We start from the raw sequence: 21,081 nt of genomic DNA, 5'->3' as shown, positions 1-21,081 counted from the left end.
CTGTCGAAAGTACGGTGTCACGGCCGGAGCTGTCGCCGTATCCGGCCCCCTGTCATCGGAAGTCCCGGCTACGGCCGATGGCCATGCCCAGGTGGAGGCGCTCGATCTTGTCTGCCACCACGCTGACCGCGCCCGAGCGGTTCTCCACAGTGCCACGGACGATGAGCGCCGGGGACGCGGAGACGATCGGCCGATAGCGCGCCCACAGGCCCACCGAGCACACGACGTTGGTCATGCCCGTCTCGTCCTCGAGACTGAGGAAGGTCACGCCCTCCGCGGTGGCGGGCCGCTGCCGGTGGGTGACGGCTCCGGCGACCTCGATGCGGCTGCCGTCGGGAACGTGGGCGAGCCCGGCCGTGGTACACACACCGCGGGAGTCGAGCCACGGGCGGGCGTGGACGGTCGGGTACTCCTCCGGGCTGATCCCGGTGGCGGCGAGGTCCGCAGAGGTGAGTTCTAGGATGCTCATGCCGGGCAGAGCCGGGGCGTCAACCTGGCTGAGTCCGGGCAGCATGCCGGGCTTCTCGCGGGCCGCGGTGGCCGCCGACCACAGGGCGGCCCGCCGGCCTCCAGTGCCGAGCGAGTCGAGCGCCCCGGCGGTGGCGAGTGCCTCCATCTGTCTGACGGACAGGCCGGTGCGCCCGGCGAGGTCGGCGGCGGAGGTGTAGGGGCCGTGGGTGTCGCGTTCGTCGGCGATCGCGGTGGCCAGGTCCTCGCCGATCGCCCGGACAGACTCCAATCCGAGGCGCACTTCCGTGCCGTCGTTCTCGCAGTTGGCGCCGCCGAGTGAGCGGTTGACGCACGGTCGGTGCACGGTGACGCCGTGCCTGCGGGCGTCGGCGACGAGCGACTGGGGCGAGTAGAAACCCATGGGTTGGCTGCGCAGCAGCGCCGCGCAGAAGATCGCCGGATGGTGGCACTTGAACCACGCGGAGTAGTAGACGATCGCGGCGAAGGACTGGGAGTGACTCTCGGGGAAGCCGTAGTTGGCGAAGGCGCACATCTTCTCCCAGATCCGCTCCCCCACCTCCGGTCCGGTGACCGGCGTCCCGGGCGGGCTGATGCCGATGCCATGCAGTTCGCGCATCCCGTCGAAGAACCGTTCCTTCAGTCGGGCCATCCGTTCGGGTGACCGCTTGGCCCCCATCGCGCGGCGCAGCTGGTCGGCCTCCGCCCCGGTAAAGCCCGCGATGACGGTCGCGATCTGCATGAGCTGCTCCTGAAACAGCGGGATCCCCAGCGTCCGGCCCAGCACCGATTCGAGCGCGGGATGGTCGAACACCACTTTCTCCCGGCCATTGCGGCGACGGATGTAGGGGTGCACGGACCCGCCCTGGATGGGGCCGGGGCGGATGAGCGCCACCTCCACCACCAGGTCGTAGAACGTCCGCGGACGGAGCCGGGGCAGCGTGGCCATCTGCGCGCGGGATTCCACCTGGAACACGCCCACCGAGTCACCGCGGCACAACATCTCGTATACCTGCGGGTCGGCGAGGTCGAGCTGGGCCAGATCCACGTCGAGGTCCTTGTGTTCCGCCGCGAGATCGATGGCGTGGTGCAGCGCGGTGAGCATGCCCAGTCCCAGCATGTCGAACTTGACCAGGCCGGCCGCCGCGCAGTCGTCCTTGTCCCACTGCAGGACCGTCCGGCCCGGCATACGCGCCCACTCGACGGGCACCACGTCGGCCACGGGGCGGTCGCAGATCACCATGCCGCCCGAGTGGATCCCCAGGTGGCGGGGCAGCCCGACGAGCTGTCGTGCCAGTGCGAGCACGTCGGGCGGGATGGTGTGCTCGGTGGACTCCCGCTCGTGGTTCTTCAACCCCGACCACCGGTCGACGCTCTTGGACCACGCGTCCTGCTGCCCCGGCGAGTAGCCCAGGGCCCGAGCCACGTCCCGCACGGCCGAGCGTCCGCGGTACGTGATGACGTTGGCCACCTGGGCGGCGTGATCCCGCCCGTACCGGGAGTAGACGTACTGGATGGCCTCCTCCCGCCGACCGGACTCGATGTCCACGTCGATGTCGGGCGGACCGTCGCGCTCCGGTGCCAGGAACCGCTCGAACAGTAGCTGGGCGCGCACCGGATCGACGTTGGTGATCCCCAGCGAGTAGCAGACCGCCGAATTGGCGGCGGAGCCACGGCCCTGGCAGAGGATGCCCTCGCGGCGACAGAACTCGACGATGTCGTGGACGACGAGGAAGTACCCGGGAAAGCCCAGGTCGGCGATCACCCGCAGCTCGCGGTCAATCTGTACATAGGCCTCCGGTGCGTCCTCCCGCGTCCCGTAGCGCCGGGCGGCGCCCGCGTAGGCGAGTTCGGCGAGCATGGTGTCCTCGGTGTGACCCTCTGGGACATCGAACGGCGGCAGCTGAGGGGCGATGAGCCGGAGGTCGAACGCGCACTCCCTGCCGAGCTTGTCAGCCCCGGCGACGGCGCCGGGCCAGCGGTCGAACAGTTCGGCCATCTCCTCGCCCGAGCGCAGGTGCGCCCCTCCCGCCGCGGGCAGGTGCGCTGCGTGGGTCTCCAGTGGGTCACGCGCCCCGAGCGCCGCCATGACCGAGGCCAGTCGCGCGTCCTCCGGTCCGGCGCAGTGGGCGGCGGTGGTCGCCACAACGGGCAAGCCCGTCTCGGCGGCGAGGGCGGCGAGCGCGTCGCACCGTTCCGTGTCCTCGGGCACCCCGTGACAGGTGAGTTCCACGACCACCCTGTCGTGGCCGAACATCTCGACGAGCTGGTCCAGAGCCGCGCGAGCGGCGGCGGTGTCGAAATCGGCCGCTCCGGTCCCGTGACGTTCCAAGGCCCGACGGACCCGGCCGCGGCGGCAACCGGTGAGCACGTACCAGTGACCGTCAGCCATCTCCGCGAGCTCGGTGATCTCGTACCGGGGTTCACCTTTGGCCCCGCCGCGTAGGTGGGCTCGGGCGATCGCGCGCGACAGTCGTCGGTAACCCTCCTCACCCCGGGACAGGACCAGCAGGTGCTCGCCGCCCGGTAGCGAGAGCTCCGCCCCGAACACCGTGGCCAGGCCCAGCTCGGAGGCGGCTTCGGCGAAGCGAACGACCCCGTACAACCCGTCGTGGTCGGTGATCGCGAGCGCCGTGAGTCCCAGTTCCGCCGCAGTCTCTGCCATGGCCTCGGGAGAGGAGGCGCCGTCGAGGAAGCTGAACGCGGTGTGGGCGTGCAGCTCCGCATACGGCACGCGGCCCTGGGCACGCGGCCGTTGCGGGGGTGTGTACTCACCGCGCTTACGTGACCAGGCGGGGGCGTCGCTGCCGTCGCCGGGGTGCTGGTTCTCGGACCCGCGCGGATCGGGCCGTCCGGAGAGTACCCGTTCGAGTTCCGACCACGTCCTCGGTCCGTGATACCAGTTCACCGGTCCTCACCCGCCCGGTGCCGGCAGGTCCGCTCAGAGCACGGTGAGGGACTCCACGACCCACGCGGAGGCCTCACCGGCGGGCTTCCGGCAACTTTGCGGGCGCGGCGGGAGTGGTCGCTTACCCGCCTCGACACGCCAGGCGCGCCCGTCGGTGTGGCGGACGACGGCCACGAGCGGGTCGTCCGGATCCATTTCGACGACGAGGTCGTCGACCCCCGCATCCACGCCGGAATCGCGAACGGCGACCTCCGCCACCTGCCCGGCCGGCGGCCACGTGCTGCGACCCCGCAGGTTCTCGGTGACGACCCGACCGTCCAGTTCGGCCTCGACGATGCGGGCCGCGAGGTCCGTCTCCGTGGGCCCGTAGGTGTAACCGGTGCCGGGCAGCAGCAAGACCGGGGCGAAACGGTGCCCGCCGGTATGGGAGCACTCCCACACCGCGGCGTCGGGGTCGAGCGCGGACAGGCGGGCTCCGACCAACTCGTCCAGCCCGGCCACGACCGGGCGCCCACGAACGGCGCAGCACTGGTCACGCTTGGCGTGGGTACACACCAGCGGTACCGGTGCCGCGATCTCGCGGGTGCCTTCCACGTGCCCACCGGGCGAGAGGTCCAAGTCGAGCATGTCCGCTGGGCGGTCGACGCGGCCGACTCGGATACTTCGTCGGCCGGGCCTGGTGTCGCACAGGTAGAAGCGGTGACGGTCGATGCGTTGACCCTCGCGGCCGGGGCGCCGGATGAAAAGCATCCGGGATCCGCAGGCCGAGACGTGCTCCTTGAGTCGCTCGGACAACTCTTCGCCCAGCGCCTCGCCGTCGAAGATGTCGCGTCCCCAGCGCGCGGGCAGCTCCAGCAGGACCCACGATTGCTCGTGGGCCGCGGTTCCGGCCGGCGGCTCGTCGGCCGACTGGAAGGAACACCAGGCGGAGAGTGGGGTGGGATCGATGACTGACACGCCCCCATGGTGCCCCACCAGGCGAAGTGGTGTAACTGTAGCCACCACGTGGGACAAAAGTGATGAGAGGGACTTAAGCTGGGGGCATGCGTACCCGACATCGCCGCCTCGTTGCGGCCGCCGCTCTGACCGCCACCGCGTCCCTGGCCATAGCGGGTTGTGGGACCGACACCTCGACCGACGCCCCCGCCACGAGCCAGACGACCACCGCGGGGTCCTCGCCGGCAGCCCTGGCGCAGGCCCTGTCGCCGGAGGAGACCGAGGCCGCCGACCCCACGGCCGGCCCGGCGGACTCCGCACCCAAGCGCGAGGAGTCGGCCGCCACCTCCGAGCGCGCCGAGTTGGTCGTGTCCGAGATCCGCATGGGCGACTTCCGGGGCCGGGACCGCGTGGTCTTCGAGCTCGACGGCCGCGGCACCCCGAGTTACTCCGTGGACTACGTGGACACCCCCGTCCAGCAGGGCAGCGGCTTTCCTGTGGAGGTGCCCGGTGACTCGTTCCTGCAGGTGACGATCGGCGGTCAGGTCCTGCCCCCCGAAACCGACATGAAGGAGGTCCCCGTGGGCACGGTGGCCGGGGACAGCGCGACCGAGGTGGCCGGCGTGGCGTTCGCCGGGCAGTTCGAGGGCCAGGCGCAGGCCGTGATCGGCCTCAAGGGTTCCGACCGTGCCTTCTCCGCTTTCCTGCTGCAGAACCCGACCCGCCTGGTGGTGGACATCGAGCGCTGAGCCCGCGCCGCTCATTCGTAGACCCCTTCGACTACCCAGTGCCCCGACTCGTCCCCGAGCACACCGCAGAGCAATAACGCGGCCGCACGCTCGGGGACGACCTGTATGCGGGCCCGGGGCCTGCGGGGTTGGCCGTCCGGCGTGGGCTCCCACCAGGCCTCGTCGATCGGCCACGGACGCGACCAGCCGAGCAGCGCGCACCTGCGGCCGCCCACCTCGATCGCGGCGGGCCGGTCGCCGAGCAGGCCCCGCGGTGTCACCCCGACGGTCTCCCCGGTCGCGCTGCGCAGCGCGACTCCACCGACGAGAGACACCCGCGCCGCCACAGCGGCCCCCGGGTCACTGCTCTCGCGGATCTCCAGCCGGTAGCCCGGGCCCGGCCACACCACCGACGGCGACGGCGCGGGCAGTGCTCCCGGCCACGGCCCCCGGGCGGCGGGCTCGGCCGGGGCGTCACCGTACGGCAGGGACCGCACCCGCTCGGCCGGGCCACGACCGCCCACCTCCACGGGGACACGGACGGCCTCGGGCCCGAGCAGCCCCTGGACCCGCACGAGCGCGCGGTGGACGCGGGCCTCCGCGAGCCCGGCTTCTCCCCATAGGCCCTCCTGGACGCGGCCGGCAGGGACGACCTCCACCGGCTCCAGGACCAGGGCGGTGACCGCTCCCCCGGCCCCTCCGGCGATCGCGGTGCCGGTGAGCCAGCCCTCAAGCTGCCAGCGGAGCCGGTCGGCGGTGCCCTCCGGGGTGAGCGGCGACGAACATCGCCACACCCGGTTGACCTCCGTGCCGCCCTCGACACGGGCGGTGATCGACAGCCGCAGGCACGAGACCCCGGCCGCGGCGAGCACAGTGTGCAGCTCCCCCGCCAGCCGCCGACCGAGGAATGCGGCCTCGTCGACCCGTTCCAGGGGCGGATCACACCGGTGCTCGACCGCAGAGCCCGTGGGCACCGCAGACACCGAGGGCGGCCGCCACGGGACGGCGCGGGCGATGCGGTGAGCCACCGCACCGGCCTCCCCGAAGCGGGTGGCCACATCACGCGGCGGGAGCTCGGCGAAGTCGCCGAGCGTCCGCAGGCCGAGCCGGTGCAGCAGCCCGACCAGCTCGGACAGCACCTCGGAATCCCCCAGGGCGGGCTCCACCACGAGCGCATCCACGGGCAACCGGGCCAGGTAATCTGCGTCCCCACCCGGCTCCAACAGGGCCGATCCCCGAGCGCCGAGCACCGCCGTGGGCAGCTCGTCCGCGAGCCCCACCTGACACTCCGCGCCGGCGGCCGCCACCGCGTCCACGACCCGGGTGACGACCTGCTCGACCCCGCCGTGGAAGCGCAGGGCACCGGCCGCAGAGAACACGAACAGCCCGGGGCGCAGGATCTCGATACCCGGGACCACGGCGTCGAGAGCCTGCACCACGGGTTCGAACCACGCGGCATCGCGGTCCGGGTCTGCCGCGACCACCACGAGCTCTGGGCACCGGAACTGCGCCTCACGTCGACGCAGTCCGCGCCGCACCCCGACCGCCCGGGCGACCGCGTTGCACGCGAGCACCCCGCGGGGCCCGACGACCGCCAACGGCAGGTGAAGCCCGTGCCCCTCGGCTCGGGCCGCCGCGACCGTCGGCCAGTCCGGGCACCACACCGCCATGACCCGGGCACTCATCCCGCCGCCACCCATTCCGCGGTCCGGGCGGGTGTCGCCCGGCCGGAACAGTGCACCACGGTGGAGACCGAAGCCAACCGGCCCGCGCCTGCACCCAGCCCACCGTAGCGGCAGTGCCGACCCGCCAGGATCAGCTCCGCCCCGGGCCAGCCGGCACCCACGAGCAGCACCGCCCCGGCAGCCCGCACCCGGCCGGCGAGCACGCGCGCCCGGGACGGGGCGACGGCCGGGACACCGGGCCCGAGCAGGACCAGATCCAGCCCGTCGAGCAGCACGGAGACCACCGCCGCAGGGTCCGGCCCGGGATCCGGGACCAGCGCCAGACAGTCCAACCGACCCCCCTGTTCGGCCACCGCTGCCACCCCGAGTTCCGGCCACCCGACCACTGCGCACCTCGCACCGGCGGCCGTGGCCGCGGCGAGCAGTCCCACCCGGAGGGTCGCACTGCCGGACACCGCCGTGACATGGCCTGCGGGCAGCACCCCGCCTGGCAAGAGGTGGGCCACGGAGCCCGGAACGGCCACGCCGGGCACGACCGCCGCCGGGGCCGGGGCGCCGACGGGCGCGGCGGGCGCCGTAGGCTCAGCACGCTCCACGGGCGCGGAGACGACGGGGGCTCCCGAGCCGGCGGCGACGACCGGGACGGTCACCGTGGGCGCCGTCGAACGGGCGGCCGCGGGCGGGCCCCCGCCCGGCATCGCGGCCAGGCGGCGCCGCAGCTCCGCGACGCGTGCGGCCGTGTCGAGATCGGACAGATCAGCAATAGCAGCAGAGTCCACTACCATCATCAGAACCTCCCGTCGCGCACGACACGCCGCCGAGCCCGTTAATCGAACTATTTTTCGATCCGGGAACAGTGAACACCACGGGTACGACACCGCGCAAGAACACCTGTTCGAGAAGGGTGGTCCTCGTCGTCGTCGCCCCTCGACCACCCGGACCGCCTACGCTCGGTGAGCATGAGAGCCTCCGTCGGGAACCGCATCGTGCTCATCGGCGCCGGGGACGTGGGCATCGCCTACGCCTACGCGCTCGTCAACCAGGGCCTGGCCGACCACCTGGCCATCATCGACATCGACCACGACAAACTCGTCGGCGAGGTCATGGACCTCAACCACGGAGTCGTATGGGCTCCCTCCCCCACCCTCGTCACCGAGGGCACCTACGACGACTGCGGCGACGCCACCATGGTGGTCATCTGCGCCGGCGCCGCCCAGAGACCCGGCGAGACCCGCCTCGACCTGGTGGGGAAGAACATGAACCTGTTCGAGAGGATCGTCGGCGACGTCATGGCCACCGGCTTCGACGGCATCCTCCTGGTGGCCACCAACCCCGTCGACATCCTCACCCAGGCCTCGTGGCGCTACTCCGGACTGCCCGCCGCGCAGGTCATCGGCTCCGGCACCATCCTCGATACGGCGCGCTTCCGGTACATGCTGGGCCAGTACTACGACGTCGCCCCGATGAGCGTGCACGCATCGATCATCGGCGAGCACGGCGACACCGAACTGCCGGTCTTCTCCTCCGCCAACGTCTCCGGGGTGCCGCTACGCCGAGACCTGGACGGCGACCCCGCCAAGCGGAGGCAGCTCACACAGATCTTCGACGAGACCCGGGACGCCGCCTACCGGATCATCGACTCCAAGGGGTCCACCAGCTACGGCATCGGCATGGGACTGGCCCGCATCACCCGCGCGGTGCTGCGCAACGAACAGGTCTCGCTGCCGGTGTCCACACTGCTGCGCGGCGAGTACGGCGAGGACGGGATCTTCATCGGGGTACCCGCAGTGGTCGGACGGACCGGCGTGCAGAGGGTGGTGGAGCTGGAGCTCGATACCACCGAGCGGGAACAGTTCGCCCGCAGCGCGAGTGCGTTGCGGACGGTGTCCGAACAATTCGAGATCTTGCGATGACCCCGCAGACTGCTACAGGAATAGAGGATCGCCATGCACGCCACCCACTACACCGACACCCTGATCCTGCCCGCGCCCGACACGAGGGCCGAATCCGCCCTCGCCCCGCCCCCGGGAAAGGGCACGGTGGCCGAACTGCAGTACACGCGCCTAGCCGGGCACGACTATATGTGGACGAGCGACGACCTCATCTTTGACGTGCACTGCCAACGCAGGGACATAGTGGAGAACGACCGCGCGGTCGAACGCGAGCGGTTCTTCGCCACAGGCCAGCCGTGCCTACGCACCTCTCCGCTGGCAAAGACCTACGGCTGGGCTTTCCACTTCGACTCCGACGGGCGTATAGCGCTGCTGCCCATGGGCTCCGAGCGCCTGGCCGAACTTGAGAGCGACCCGGCGGTGACGGTCAGGCCCGCGATGAAGAGTTCCCGCTAGTACCCCGGCTCGACGTCCGGCAACCGGCGCAACCATTCGAGCACCGGGCCAGACACCACCTGGGCAAACTGCTCGTACCCGCCGGACCCGGGGTGGGCACCGTCCCCGGCGGCGACCTCGCGCATCCACGCCCCACCCGCCAGCAGCACATCGAAGGTCGGCACGAACGGTACCCCGGCCTCGTCGCACACGTGCGCCATAGTCTCGCCCCGGGCGGCGATCCGCTCGTTGACCTCGTCCCACACGACCGGCGGCGGCCCCACCACGAGGAACCGCCCCTCCGGGGCCCGGTCGATCATCCCGCGCAGCGCCCGGGCCGTGCCCGCCATGTCGACGCGCACCGCACCCCCGTCCTCCATGGCGTCGTTGACCCCGAACTCCGCGATCACCGCGGTCGTGGGGAAGGCGGCCCGCCGACGGTCGACCTCGTCCCACCGGGCCAGGATCATCTCCGAGGTGTCTCCGCCGATCCCGGCGACCGCGGCGTGGATCTGCAGCCCGGCCCCGGGGCCCGCCTCGACCAGATGCGCGGTCCACCCGCGACCGGTCTCGTCGCCGTAACCGGCCACGAACGAGTCGCCGATGATGCAGACGGGCAGATCGCGCGGTTCACTCACGACATCACCGTAATGGCCCCGAGTCGCGCGTGGAGTCACTCCGGTCAGCATCGGACCAGGTGGGTTCGACCACGCCGATGACGGAGCGACTCCACGGACCATCACGCGGGGCCGAGCCAGGCGACAGCGCGCGAGCCAACCCTGGCGACAGTCGGGTCAGTCCAGGTGCCGGGACTGCGCCCAGCGGGTGAGCGCGTGCCGGTTGGACTGCTGGGTCTTGCGCAGGACGTTGGAGGCGTGGGTCTCCACGGTCTTGACCGAGATGAACAGTTCCTCGGCGATCTCCTTGTAGGTGTACCCGCGGGCCAGCAGCCGCAGCACCTCCTTCTCACGTGGGGTGAGCGAGTCAACCTCGGGGTCGTGGACGGGCTCGCCCCGGTCCGCGGGACCCGGGGTGGCGCGGGCGAACGCGTCGAGCACGAATCCGGCCAGTCGCGGGGAGAACACCGCGTCCCCGTCGGCGACGCGACGGACCGCGTCCGCCAGATCCTCGCCGGTGATGGTCTTGGTGACGTAGCCGCGGGCGCCCGCCCGGATCACCGCGATCACGTCCTCGGCGGCGTCGGAAACACTCAGCGCGAGGAAGGTCGGTTCCGGGGCGCGGGCGGGGTCGACGACGCCGCCCGGGTCGGACCCCAGCACCGAGCGCAGCACGGCCACGCCACCGCCGTCGGGCATGTGCACGTCGAGCAGCACCACGTCGGGGCGCGCCCGACCGATGCCTGCCACGGCTTCGGCGACCGACCCCGCCTCGCCGACGACCTCGATCGTCGACTGCCCGGCGAGTTCGGCACGGACCCCGCTGCGGAACACCGCGTGATCGTCCACCAGGAAGACCCGGCAAAGCCCGCCATCGCCCTCCGGTCCGTCCTGCGACCCGTCCGTCATTCGCCCTCCAGCGGCATCTCGATCCCGATCTCCGTACCGCGGCCGAGAGTACTGCGCACGCGCACCGCCCCACCGCGGCTCTCCACACGGTGCCGGATGGACTGCGCCAACCCGTGGCGGTCGCCGTCGACGGTGTCGGGATCGAAGCCGCTGCCGCGATCGCGGACGAACGCGCTGAGCGTGCGACCGTCGTTCTCCACGTATACGTCGGCGGTGTCGACACCGGCGTGTTTGGCGACGTTGACCAGGGCCTCGCGGACAGCGCCCAGGACGGCCTCCTGGGCGTCCCCCACCGGGCCGTCACCGCCCACCACGACCTGGTCCACCCGCAGCCCGTACACGTCCTCGACGTCGCCGACCATCACCTCGACCGCCCCTGCGACGGTCGCCGCACCCGAGGACATCCTGGAGCCGGCGCCGAACAGCCACTGTCGCAGCTCGCGTTCCTGCCGGCGGGCCAGCCGCGCCACCTGTCCCGGGTCATCGGACCGCTTCTGGATGAGCGCCAGTGTCTGCAGGACTGAATCGTGCAGGTGGGAGGCGATGTGACTGCGTTCGGCCTCGCGAATCCGCGCCGCGCGCTCCTCCTCGAGTGACCGCCACAGTCGCAACCCCACCGGCACACTGAGCAGCCCTACGCCGACGAGGGTGGCCACGACCGCGAGGAGGGACGACCGTAGGGCGGCGAGCTCGACCTGACCGAGCACGACGACGGCGAGACCGACGACGACGAGGGTGGCCCCTGCCGTGACCCTGGCCCAGTCGAAGACTGATCGCGGGGCGACTCGTCCCCCACCGTCGTATTGCTGCCACACCAACCCGGCCCCCAGGGCCACGACGAGGACGGGGACGATGACGCTCAGTCCCGTGGCAGTGGTCACCATGAACGACAGCACCGCGCCCGCCACCGCGACGACGACCAGCGCCATGCCGCGCCGACGCTCGCGCTCGTCGACCCGGCCCGCACCCACCCGGGCAGGCGCCGTCCGGGTGAGCGCCCACAGGGCCGAGTACAGGGCCACGCCGGCGCCGGAGAGCGTCGCCAACAGGACCATCGCCAGTCGGACGTAGTTGACCCGCACCCCGAGGTGCTCGGCCAGACCCGCGCACACACCGGCGACCACGGAGCCCTCGGAGACCCGGGTCAGCTGCGGATACCAACGGAAATCGGCCGCCGGCACCGCGAGGGGCCGCATCGTCGGTCCGGCGACCGGGGGCACCGGCCGGGCCGCAGCGGCCGACGCGGGCCCGGTCGCGTTCTCACTCATGGACACAATGGTCACAGATCGCCCCCGGGGACGCATCGGGGTACGACCCCGAGATCCCCGGGGTCCGGATCTCAGGGTCGGTCCCCGATGTGCGGCGAGCCGCGACGGACCACGATGGGGTCATGTCCAGAACGAGCACCAACGACCTCCCATCCGAGCTCCGGTCCCTGTGGCGGACCCGTCCCGTCCGGACCCCGGACGATTCCAAAGTCGCCGGCGTCTGCGGCGGGTTCGGTCGGCGCTACGGCATCGACCCGGTCCTCTTCCGCGTCGCGTTCGTCGTCGCCGCCCTGTGGGGTGGGGCGGGCGTATTCCTCTACGCGCTGATGTGGCTGCTCCTGCGCTCCGCCGGGGACGAGGCCTCCTCCGGGGAGGCGCTCATCGGGAAGGGCCGGGCGTCGGGCTCCAAGGTCACCGCGGTATTCCTTGTCGTCGTCGTCCTAGCGTCCGCCCCCACCATCGGCGGCTCCGGTGAGTCCCTCTTCGTGGGCGCCGGGTTCCTCATGGTCGCGGCGATGCTCGCCGGCTGGTATGGACTGCACCGACGCACCCCTGAACCACCCGCCGGGTGGGTGGAGGTCTCCTCGGTGCGACCACCTTCGGCGCACGGGGCGGGCGCGACCACGGCCTCCGGCGCGTGGCGTGCGCCCGGGTCCGCCCAGGAACCCGGCTCCGGCCCTGACGCTCCCTTCGGTCCCCCGGTGCCGCCCTCATGGGACCCGCTCGGCGCCGCGCCGTTCGCCTGGGACCTGCCCGACCCCGGTGCCGCCCCCGCGCCGACCGCCCCCGCCCGGCCCCGATCGCGACTGACCAAGATCACGCTCGGCCTGGCGCTCATCGCGGCAGCGGTCGCCACGGGCCTGTCCACCTTGGGCGGGGTCACCTGGCTCGACGCCACACGGATCACCGCGATCGCCCTTGCGGTGGTGGCCAGCGGCCTTCTCGTCGGCGCCGTCACCCGCCGCGGCCACGGGCTCCTGGTGGTGGCCGGCCCGCTTGCCGGGTTCGTGTTGCTCGCCTCGCTGGTCCAGGTCACCCCGGGCGACTGGGGGAACATCGGCAACCAGCGCGTGGAGATCACCTCCCCCGCCCAGCTCGACACGCCGATCACTCACGAACTGGGCAACATCACCGTCGACATGCGAGGGCTCGAGCTGGACCGCGACCGCAACTACAGCATCACGAACGCGGTCGGTGATGTGCGGGTGCTGCTGCCCGACGGGCTCGTCGTGGAGGCCGACTGCCGAACAGATATCGGCTCCGTCGACTGCCCCGACCGCCCCGACGACACCAATGGACCGGTCCTGACCCTGGACATCACCAACGACATGGGAAACGTGAAGGTCATCCGATGAGCACGAACACACACCCCGCCGACGGCCCCGAGAATCCCACTGCGGGCTTCTCGCCCGACCACCCGACACAGACTGAGCCACCCCTCTACGAGCCCCTGCCCTACGGCGCCGGGTTCTCCGACCCCAATTCACCGGGATTCGGTGTCTTCTCCGAGCCCGCACCCACCCACGCCACCGCAGTCGAGGTAGTAGAGCGGCGGCGGTCCGGATCCCCGGTCCTCGCGGTGGCCGGGGTGGCCTCGCTAGCGGTCGCCGTGTGGGCGATCCTCGGTGCGCCAGTGATCACCCCGACCGTCCTGCTCGCCGCAGGACTCATCGGAACCGTGCTCGTCGGGTTGATGATGGTCGTCCGCCGCTGACACGCCCCCTCCCGCCCGAACGGCGGGACAACCGGTCGGTCCCGTGTCCCGGGCCCGGCCGGTTGTTACGGTCGGGCCATGGCACCGTTACCGGACCCCTCCCCCGACGTCTCCACCGGTGCTCCGACCGCGGGCCTCGCCGAGACGACAATCTCCCGGGTCTGGGAACTGCGACGGCAGGCTGAAAAGCAGGCCGGGGGGACCCGCGTGGCCGTGGGGGCGCTCGTGGCAGTCGGGATCGTCGTGATCGCCAGCCCAGGCCTCGTGCCCGGCGGCGTGGCAACGACACTCGTCGGCTTTCTCGCCGTGGCCGCGATCGCGATCACCGGCGGCTTCATCGCTTCCCACCGGGCGAGCGTCCGGGGCCACACCGGCACCATCGAGAGCATGGGGCCGCTGCGGCACCGGTGGTGGCGCAACCCCGCCCTCGTGGGGCCCGCCATATTCACCGTGGTCTTCCTCGGGAACCTCTTCGGCGTGTTGGACAACTGGCCCGTCATCATCGGTTGCGCGGTCGCGATGGGGTGTGCAACCGCGCTCGTCCTGCCGCGATACGAGACGGCCGATCACCTCACCGGATCGCGGCTTGAGAACCCGCCCGAGCTGACAACCGGCACCGTCACCGCAGTCGCGGAGGGCGAACTTGCCCCGGACGTCCTGGAACTGCTGCTCCTGCAACATCACACCGGCGAGCGGCGCATCGCGTGGTGCGCCGACGTCCTCAACACCGAGCCTGCCGACATCCGGGGCCGCATCGCCCGCGGCCGACGTTGGCTCGAGCTACCGGCTACCGAGGTTCACGACCCCGCCGCCGCGGGCTGGGTCCGGCTCACTGCCGACGGCCGCGAGGCCCTCGGTTACGTCTAAGTCACTCCCACTCGATGGTGCCCGGCGGCTTACTCGTCACGTCCAGCACCACGCGGTTGACGTCCGGTACCTCGTTGGTGATGCGGTTGGAGATCAGCGCGAGTGTCTCGTACGGCACGCGCGTCCAGTCGGCGGTCATGGCGTCCTCGGAACTCACCGGCCGCAGCACGATCGGGTGCCCGTAGGTCCGGCCGTCGCCCTGCACGCCCACCGAGCGGACATCCGCCAGCAGGACCACCGGGCACTGCCACACGGTGGAGTCCAGGCCGGCGGCGGTCATCTCCTCGCGCACGATCGCGTCCGCCGCGCGCAGGGTCTCCAGCCGGTCGCGGTCAACGGCGCCGACGATGCGGATCGCCAGGCCCGGACCGGGGAACGGATGGCGGCTGACGATCGCCTCGGGCAGGCCGAGCTCGCGGCCCACTGCCCGGACCTCGTCCTTGAACAGCAGCCGCAGCGGCTCGACGAGGGTGAACTCCACGTCGTCCGGCAGTCCGCCCACGTTGTGGTGGCTCTTGATGTTGGCCGTGCCAGCGCCGCCGCCGGACTCCACGACGTCCGGGTAGAGGGTGCCCTGGACGAGGAAGTCGACGGAGGAGGCCGCACCGTCCCCGCCGCCCTGGAGCTCGAGCGCCTGAGTCACCGCCCGCTCGAACGACCGGATGAACTCGCGGCCGATGATCTTGCGCTTGGTTTCGGGATCGGTGACGTCGGCGAGGTGCCCGAGGAAGACCTCGGAATCGTCGAGCGTGATGAGTCGGGCCCCGGTAGCGGCGACGAAGTCGTTCTCGACCTGCTCGCGCTCGCCCGCCCGGAGCAGTCCGTGGTCGACGAACACACAGGTGAGGCGGTCACCGATCGCACGCTGGACAAGCGCGGCCGCGACGGCAGAGTCGACGCCACCGGACAGACCGCAGATTGCATGACCGTCGCCGATCTGTTCGCGGACGGCCTCCACCAGCTGGTCGGCGATGTTCGAGGCGGTCCACGTCGGTTCGAGCCCGGCGACCTCCGTGAGGAATCGGCTCAGCACCTGCTGTCCGTGTGGCGAGTGCAACACCTCCGGGTGGTACTGCACTCCCGCCATCCGACGCTCAGTGCACTCGAACGCCGCGACCGGGGCGCCGGGTGACGACGCGGTGACGGTGAACCCGTCCGGCGCGGCCGTGACCGCGTCACCGTGGCTCATCCACACCGGATGATGCTCCGGCAGACCGCCGTGCAGCACGCCGCCGGAGACGGTCACATCGGTCCGCCCGTACTCGCGGCTGCCCGTGTGGGCGACCTCCCCGCCGAGCGCACCGGCCATCGCCTGGAAGCCGTAACAGATGCCGAACACCGGCAGGCCCAACTCCAACACCGCCGGGTCGAGCGAGGGCGCGTCGTCGGCGTAGACACTGGAGGGCCCGCCGGACAACACCAGCGCCACCGGATCCTTGGCACGGATCTCCTCCACCGTCGCGGTGTGCGGGATCACCTCGGAATAAATACGCGCCTCGCGCACGCGTCGCGCGATGAGCTGCGCGTACTGGGCGCCGAAGTCCACTACGAGGACTGGTCGGGGCGCTACCGCCTCGGCGGCGATCTGGGAGTCGGTCTGTGCGTTCTCGGCCACGGGGTCGAGTCTAGGCCCCGCACCGGTCCGCGCCGCCCCCGGATACCGCACGCGTCGACCCCGGCCATCAGCAGAGCCGTCTCCTCCGCCGCCCGGCCCACCCACTGCCGTAGAGAGACACTTCAGCGACCAGACCCGCCCGCGGCGGCCATGAGAGACACTTCATCGATAGTCACCCGCCGAGGAGAGGCACCCGATGGAACGTATGACGGGTCTGGACGCGAGTTTTCTGTATCTGGAGACCCCGGAACAGCAGATGGTGATCAACGGCATCGTGCACCTCGATGTCTCCACCGTCGCCGAGGGCTACTCGTTCGCACGCATGCGCAGCGGGCTGGCCCGGCGGGTCAAGGAGATCCCTCCTTTCCGTCGGAAAATCTACGACTCACGCCTCAATGTGGGACACCCTGCGTGGGTCGAGGACTTCGACTTCGACATCGACAGCCACGTCAAGCTGATCGAGATGGAGCCGGGCGCCGACGAGGACGAGTTCCTCACTCTCTGCGGAGAGCTCGCGTCGACACCATTGGACCGCGCACGGCCGCTGTGGAAGGCCTGGTTCATCGAGCGCCGCAGATCGGGGCAGGACGCGACCGTGACCGTGTCCGTGTTCTACCGCGTCCACCACGCGGTGATCGACGGCATGCTGGGCTCCGAGCTGCTGTCCACTCTCGCCGCCACTGACGCCTCCACCCCGCCGCAGGATTCGGCGCTGATCCGGACGCACGTCGGTAACCCGAACCCGGTGCAACTCATCCTCGGCGGCGTGCGCGACCTCATCGGCCGCCCGGCCGCGTTCTTCCGACTACTCCCGGAGACACTGGGGATTCCCCGCGAGATGAAGCGTGTCCGAGAGCAGGTCGGCAGCACCGAGTCGATGCCCGCACCGTTCACGGCGCCCCGGACGGTGTTCAACCGTGCCCTGACCCCGCGCCGGGCGCTCGCGACCGCCACCCTCGATCTGGCAGAGGTCCGAGAGGTCAAGGACCTCCTCGGCGGGACGATCAACGACGTCCTGCTCACCGTGATCGGCGGGGCCGTGCAGTCCTATCTGCAGGCGTACGACACCGCCCCGGAAGCCCCGATGGTCGCGGTCGTCCCCATGTCCATCCGCGCGGACACCCCGCCCACCGGCGCCAACCAGGTCTCGGCGATGTTCGCCACCCTGGCGACCGATGAGCCCGACCCGGTTGAGCGGTACAACAAGATCGCCGCGTCGTCTGCCGTCGCCAAGAAGCAGGCCGGCAGCATCCGGCCAGCACTGTTGGAGAACTGGGGGCGGATGAGCCCACGCTCGATGCTCAACGCGGGGATGAAGGCGTACGAATTTCTCCGCCTGGGGGACGTACATCCCGTGATCTACAACTTCATCATCTCCAACGTGCCTGGCCCTAAGCAGCCGATCTATTTCTTGGGGGCCAGGATCACCCGTATCCACCCGTTCGGGCCACTGCTGCACGGCGCCGGCCTTTCGGTGACCAGTCTGTCGTTCGACAACCATCTCGATCTGGGGGTCATCACGTGCGAGCATCTCCTGCCCGACCCCACGTCGGTCGCCCGCGGGATCGAGACAGCACTCGAGGAACTGCTGGCGGCGGCCCGTGCCGGGGCACCTACCGGCACGGTGTGACCCACCGACCGCCCGCATCAATCAGAGAGGTCTCCGATGGAAAGAATGACCGGCTTCGATGCCAGCCTGCTGTACCTGGAAACGGAACAGCAGCCACTCGTCGTGGGCGGGATCATCTGCCTCGACGTCTCCGGGCTCCACGGGGGGTACTCCTTCGAACGCTTCCGGACGGAAGTCGCACGACGCGTCAAGCAGATCCCCGAGCTGCGCCGCAAAATCTACGACTCCCCGCTCAACCTCGGGCGGCCGGCGTGGGTCGAGGAATACCACCTCGACGTGACCGATCATGTCCGATGCGTCGTGGTAGACGAGCCCGGTGATGAACGCGCGGTCTTCGAGGCGTGCGGAAGGCTGGGGAGTCGTCCGCTCGACCGGTCCCGGCCCCTGTGGGAGATCTGGGTGCTGGAGGGGCTGGCGGAATCACACACGGTGGCCGTCTACTTCCGGGCCCACCACGCGATCCTCGACGGGGCGACCAGCACCGAGATCCTGCGCACGTTCGGTGCGGCGGGGCGTGATCCCTCACCCCGGGATCTCGAGCCGGTCCGCGTCGAGGCCGGCGGAACCAATCTCCTCAGGCTGGTGGCCGGCGGCCTCTGGGACTTCTCCGTGCGCCGCCCGCTCACTTTGTCGCGGCTCGTGCCGGAGGCCCTCACGTTGCCATTCACCTTGCGCAGGTCGACGGCTGGCGGCAAGTCGGCCGACGCGGAACCGGGTGAGGCGGGCCAGGTTAGGCCCCCGAACAGTAGACCATTCACCGCTCCCAGGACGCGGTTCAACGCCACGGTCACACCCCGCCGGTCGGTCTGGGGGGCCTCGCTCGATTTGGAGGCGATGAAGGAGATCAAGGACGCGCACGAGGTGACGGTGAACGACGTGTTCCTCACCGTGGTGGGGGGCGGGCTCCGCAGGTACCTGCGTATGCACGAAGACCTGCCGGAGAAGCCACTGATCGCGGTTGTCCCGGTCTCAACGCGGGGAGACGGCCAGACCCAGGGCCATAACCGGGTGACGGTGTTGTTCGCCTCGCTGGGAACGGACATTGAGGACCCGCTCAGCCGGCTGCAGGCGGTGGCCGCACGCACCAGCAGGGGTAAGAAGCAGACGAGCAGCGGGATGCGGCCCGGCTTCATCCAGGACCTCGCCACCCTGACGCCGGCCACGACGGTGTCATTGTTCATGCGGTTGTACGGCGATTTTCGTCTCGCCGACATGCACCCGGTGATCCACAACCTCATCGTCTCGAACATCCCAGGCCCCCGGGAGCAGGTGGAGTTTCTCGGCGCGCGGGTCACTCATCTCTACCCGATGGGGCCGCTGATGCACGGATCCGGCCTGTCCGTTACCGCGATGTCCCTGGGCGGTTCACTGGACGTGGGTTTCAACGCGTGCGAGCATCTGGTCCCCGACGTCGATTTATTCGCCGACGGGGTGCGTGAATCGATGGACCGGTTACTGGAACTCACCCGCGCACGAGCCAGCGGTGAACCCGGCGCCCGGTAACGCCGCCGCCACCTCGGTCAGGTAGCGCCGCCGCACTGGGACGGATCTCAGCTGACCCCGACGATCGGCAGTCTCAGCGCGCCGGGCGCCGCCTCGGGGACGACCGGCGAGGTCGGTGCGACCGGCGCGACGCGCCGGTAGGTTTCCCCCTGCGCCGGCCGGGTGTCGGTCTCGCCCTTGTTCGGCCACATCGACATGGCGCGCTCGGCTTGCGCCGTGATGCTCAACGCCGGGTTGACCCCGAGGTTTGCGGAGATCGTCGAGCCGTCCACGATGTGCATCGTGGGGTAGTTCCACACGCGGTGGTACGGGTCCACGACCCCGGTCTCCGGCGAGTCGGAGATAGCGCAACCGCCGAGGAAATGCGCAGTGAGCGGGATGTCGGCGATCTCGCCCCAGGTGCCGCCGGCCAGTCCCCCGATCTTGTCGGCGGCGCGTCTCGTGGCCTCATTGCCTGCCGGGATCCACGACGGGTTGGGCTCGCCGTGGCCCTGCTTGCTGGAGACGAACCGGAAGGGGCCCAGCCGCTTGACGAACGTCTGCAGCGAGTTGTCCAGGTTCTGCATGACCAGCAGGATCACCGACCGCTGGCTCCAGCGCCGCAGGTGGATTAGCTGGAACAGCGCGAAGGGGTTCTTGCGGATCTCGGCCAGCAGTTTGCGCCAACGCGGGGTGTCGCCGCCCCCGTCGGTGAGCAGTGTCTGCAGCACGGCGATGGCATTGGAGCCCTTGCCGTAGCGGACGGGCTCGATGTGGGTGTCGGAGCGGGGATGGAACGACGACGTGATGGCCACCCCCTCGGAGAAGTCCTGTTCCGGCTTGTACTCCGTGCGCATCGCCCCGAGGATCGACTCAGAGTTCGTGCGCGTGAGTTTGCCGAGAGCCCCCGAGAGCCGGGGCAGCGATCCGTCGTCCTTGGCGTAATGCAGCAGGTGCTGGGTCCCCCACGTCCCAGCCGCCACGACCACCTGTCCGGCGGTGACGGTGGTGGTGCGCTTGCCGCGCCGAGTCCACGCACCGGTGCGCTCGAGGGTGACCTCCCAGGTCCCGTCGCCGCGCTCGCGGAGCCCGCTGACGGTGGTGCGGTCCAGGACGCGGGCGCCCGCACGTTCGGCGAGGCCGAGGTAGTTCTTCAGCAGGGTGTTCTTGGCGCCGTGGCGGCAGCCGGTCATGCACTCGCCGCACTCGATGCACGCGGTGCGGTCCGGGCCCACGCCTCCGAAGTACGGGTCGGACACCGTCTCCCCGGGCTGGCCCTCGCCGCCGGTCTTCGCCCCGAAGAACACGCCGACCGGGGTGTAGACGAAGGTGTCCTCCGCCCCCATATCCGCGGCGATCTCCTTGATGATGTCGTCGGAGTTGGTGTGGGTGGGGTTGGTGACCACGCCGAGCATGCGTCGACCCTGGTCGTAGTAGGGGGACAGTTCGTCATCCCAGTCGGTGATGTGCGCCCACTGCGGGTCGTTGAAGAACGGCGCCTGCGGCTTGTACAGCGTATTGGCGTAGTTGAGTGAACCGCCGCCCACGCCCGCACCGGCGAGGATCATCACGTCGCGCAGCATGTGCACGCGCTGGAGGCCGAAGAGCTTGAGTTTCGGCGCCCACACATAGCGGTTGAGCCGCCACGAGGTCTTGGGAAAGTCGTCGTCCTCGAAGCGACGGCCGGCCTCTGCCACCGTGACGCGATACCCCTTCTCCGACAGTCGCAGCGCGGTGACGCTCCCGCCGAATCCGGAACCAACCACGAGGACGTCCACATCGGTATCCGTCGGGGTGGAACGGGGCCGAGTCGAGGTCGAATACGCGTGCGCGTGCGACGTCATGGTAAAACTCCCAGTGTGGTCGATGATGGACATCACACTACCCCAGCACCATCGAACTTACCCGACAGTAGCCCTCTCTTTGT

General features: G+C 70.5%; 17 protein-coding genes. 8 read left to right on the top strand and 9 right to left on the bottom strand.

The features are described 5' to 3' along the window. Positions 1-52: 52 nt before the first annotated feature. Together FQ137_RS12025 and FQ137_RS12020 are read right to left on the bottom strand one after the other, a co-directional pair. Positions 53-3,376 (bottom strand): error-prone DNA polymerase, encoded by a 3,324-nt coding sequence (locus FQ137_RS12025; RefSeq protein WP_188065006.1) that lies wholly within the window; start codon positions 3,374-3,376, stop codon positions 53-55. A 33-nt stretch (positions 3,377-3,409) separates the two neighbouring features. Further along, complete coding sequence (locus tag FQ137_RS12020; protein ID WP_149292875.1) at positions 3,410-4,333, bottom strand: sucrase ferredoxin; 924 nt, start codon at positions 4,331-4,333, stop codon at positions 3,410-3,412. 86 nt (positions 4,334-4,419) lie between these two features. On the opposite strand from FQ137_RS12020, the gene FQ137_RS12015 reads away from it, so the two are divergent. Beyond that, on the top strand, positions 4,420-5,061 hold the full coding sequence (locus FQ137_RS12015) for a hypothetical protein (protein WP_149292874.1): 642 nt from the start codon (positions 4,420-4,422) through the stop codon (positions 5,059-5,061). Positions 5,062-5,072: 11 nt separating this feature from the next. Here the strand turns inward: FQ137_RS12015 and FQ137_RS12010 are convergent, their stop codons facing one another. Both FQ137_RS12010 and FQ137_RS12005 read right to left on the bottom strand, forming a co-directional pair. Then, positions 5,073-6,725 (bottom strand): DNA polymerase Y family protein, encoded by a 1,653-nt coding sequence (locus tag FQ137_RS12010; RefSeq protein WP_149292873.1) that lies wholly within the window; start codon positions 6,723-6,725, stop codon positions 5,073-5,075. Further along, complete coding sequence (locus tag FQ137_RS12005) at positions 6,722-7,504, bottom strand: hypothetical protein (protein ID WP_370452394.1); 783 nt, start codon at positions 7,502-7,504, stop codon at positions 6,722-6,724. The genes FQ137_RS12010 and FQ137_RS12005 overlap by 4 nt, the downstream gene beginning before the upstream one ends. A 180-nt stretch (positions 7,505-7,684) precedes the next feature. Between FQ137_RS12005 and FQ137_RS12000 the strand changes: the two genes are divergently transcribed. Then, a complete protein-coding gene (locus FQ137_RS12000; protein WP_149292871.1) occupies positions 7,685-8,638 on the top strand; it encodes an L-lactate dehydrogenase in 954 nt (317 codons plus the stop codon). 33 nt (positions 8,639-8,671) lie between these two features. Continuing rightward, the gene (locus FQ137_RS11995; protein ID WP_149292870.1) at positions 8,672-9,073 is read left to right on the top strand and encodes a DUF6157 family protein; all 402 of its coding nucleotides are present in this window, start codon (positions 8,672-8,674) and stop codon (positions 9,071-9,073) included. Here FQ137_RS11995 and FQ137_RS11990 read toward each other — a convergent pair. The 3 genes from FQ137_RS11990 to FQ137_RS11980 form a co-directional block, all read right to left on the bottom strand. Continuing rightward, complete coding sequence (locus FQ137_RS11990) at positions 9,070-9,690, bottom strand: GDSL-type esterase/lipase family protein (RefSeq protein WP_149292869.1); 621 nt, start codon at positions 9,688-9,690, stop codon at positions 9,070-9,072. The two genes, FQ137_RS11995 and FQ137_RS11990, sit on opposite strands and share 4 nt — an antisense overlap. 156 nt (positions 9,691-9,846) lie before the next feature. After that, the gene (locus FQ137_RS11985) at positions 9,847-10,578 is read right to left on the bottom strand and encodes a response regulator transcription factor (protein WP_149292868.1); all 732 of its coding nucleotides are present in this window, start codon (positions 10,576-10,578) and stop codon (positions 9,847-9,849) included. Then, the gene (locus tag FQ137_RS11980) at positions 10,575-11,846 is read right to left on the bottom strand and encodes an ATP-binding protein (protein WP_255584203.1); all 1,272 of its coding nucleotides are present in this window, start codon (positions 11,844-11,846) and stop codon (positions 10,575-10,577) included. Before FQ137_RS11980 ends, FQ137_RS11985 begins: the two co-directional genes overlap by 4 nt. Before the next feature lie 122 nt (positions 11,847-11,968). Between FQ137_RS11980 and FQ137_RS11975 the strand changes: the two genes are divergently transcribed. The 3 genes from FQ137_RS11975 (at position 11,969) to FQ137_RS11965 (ending at position 14,427) form a co-directional block, all read left to right on the top strand. Next, the gene (locus tag FQ137_RS11975) at positions 11,969-13,201 is read left to right on the top strand and encodes a PspC domain-containing protein (RefSeq protein ID WP_149292867.1); all 1,233 of its coding nucleotides are present in this window, start codon (positions 11,969-11,971) and stop codon (positions 13,199-13,201) included. After that, positions 13,198-13,560, top strand: coding sequence for a hypothetical protein (locus tag FQ137_RS11970; RefSeq protein WP_149292866.1), 363 nt, complete (start codon positions 13,198-13,200; stop codon positions 13,558-13,560). Before FQ137_RS11975 ends, FQ137_RS11970 begins: the two co-directional genes overlap by 4 nt. 78 nt (positions 13,561-13,638) lie before the next feature. After that, positions 13,639-14,427: a hypothetical protein gene (locus tag FQ137_RS11965; RefSeq protein ID WP_149292865.1), complete on the top strand. Its 789-nt coding sequence runs from the start codon at positions 13,639-13,641 to the stop codon at positions 14,425-14,427. Position 14,428: 1 nt separating this feature from the next. On the opposite strand, the gene guaA is transcribed toward FQ137_RS11965, so the two are convergent. Then, positions 14,429-16,042: a glutamine-hydrolyzing GMP synthase gene (gene guaA / locus FQ137_RS11960; RefSeq protein ID WP_255584199.1), complete on the bottom strand. Its 1,614-nt coding sequence runs from the start codon at positions 16,040-16,042 to the stop codon at positions 14,429-14,431. Positions 16,043-16,238: 196 nt separating this feature from the next. Here guaA and FQ137_RS11955 point away from each other — a divergent pair, with 196 nt between their 5' ends. Further along, positions 16,239-17,672: a wax ester/triacylglycerol synthase family O-acyltransferase gene (locus FQ137_RS11955; RefSeq protein ID WP_149292864.1), complete on the top strand. Its 1,434-nt coding sequence runs from the start codon at positions 16,239-16,241 to the stop codon at positions 17,670-17,672. Positions 17,673-17,717: 45 nt separating this feature from the next. After that, a complete protein-coding gene (locus FQ137_RS11950; RefSeq protein ID WP_149292863.1) occupies positions 17,718-19,175 on the top strand; it encodes a wax ester/triacylglycerol synthase family O-acyltransferase in 1,458 nt (485 codons plus the stop codon). 47 nt (positions 19,176-19,222) lie between these two features. On the opposite strand, the gene FQ137_RS11945 is transcribed toward FQ137_RS11950, so the two are convergent. Continuing rightward, positions 19,223-20,998, bottom strand: coding sequence for a GMC family oxidoreductase (locus FQ137_RS11945; protein WP_149292862.1), 1,776 nt, complete (start codon positions 20,996-20,998; stop codon positions 19,223-19,225). Between the last annotated feature and the right edge of the window lie 83 nt (positions 20,999-21,081).

It is taken from the genome of Dietzia sp. ANT_WB102 (assembly GCF_008369165.1).
In the GTDB taxonomy this organism is placed as follows: Bacteria; Actinomycetota; Actinomycetes; order Mycobacteriales; family Mycobacteriaceae; genus Dietzia.
Note: the sequence above shows the minus strand (reverse complement) of the source record. Positions and strands in the feature narration are given on the sequence as shown.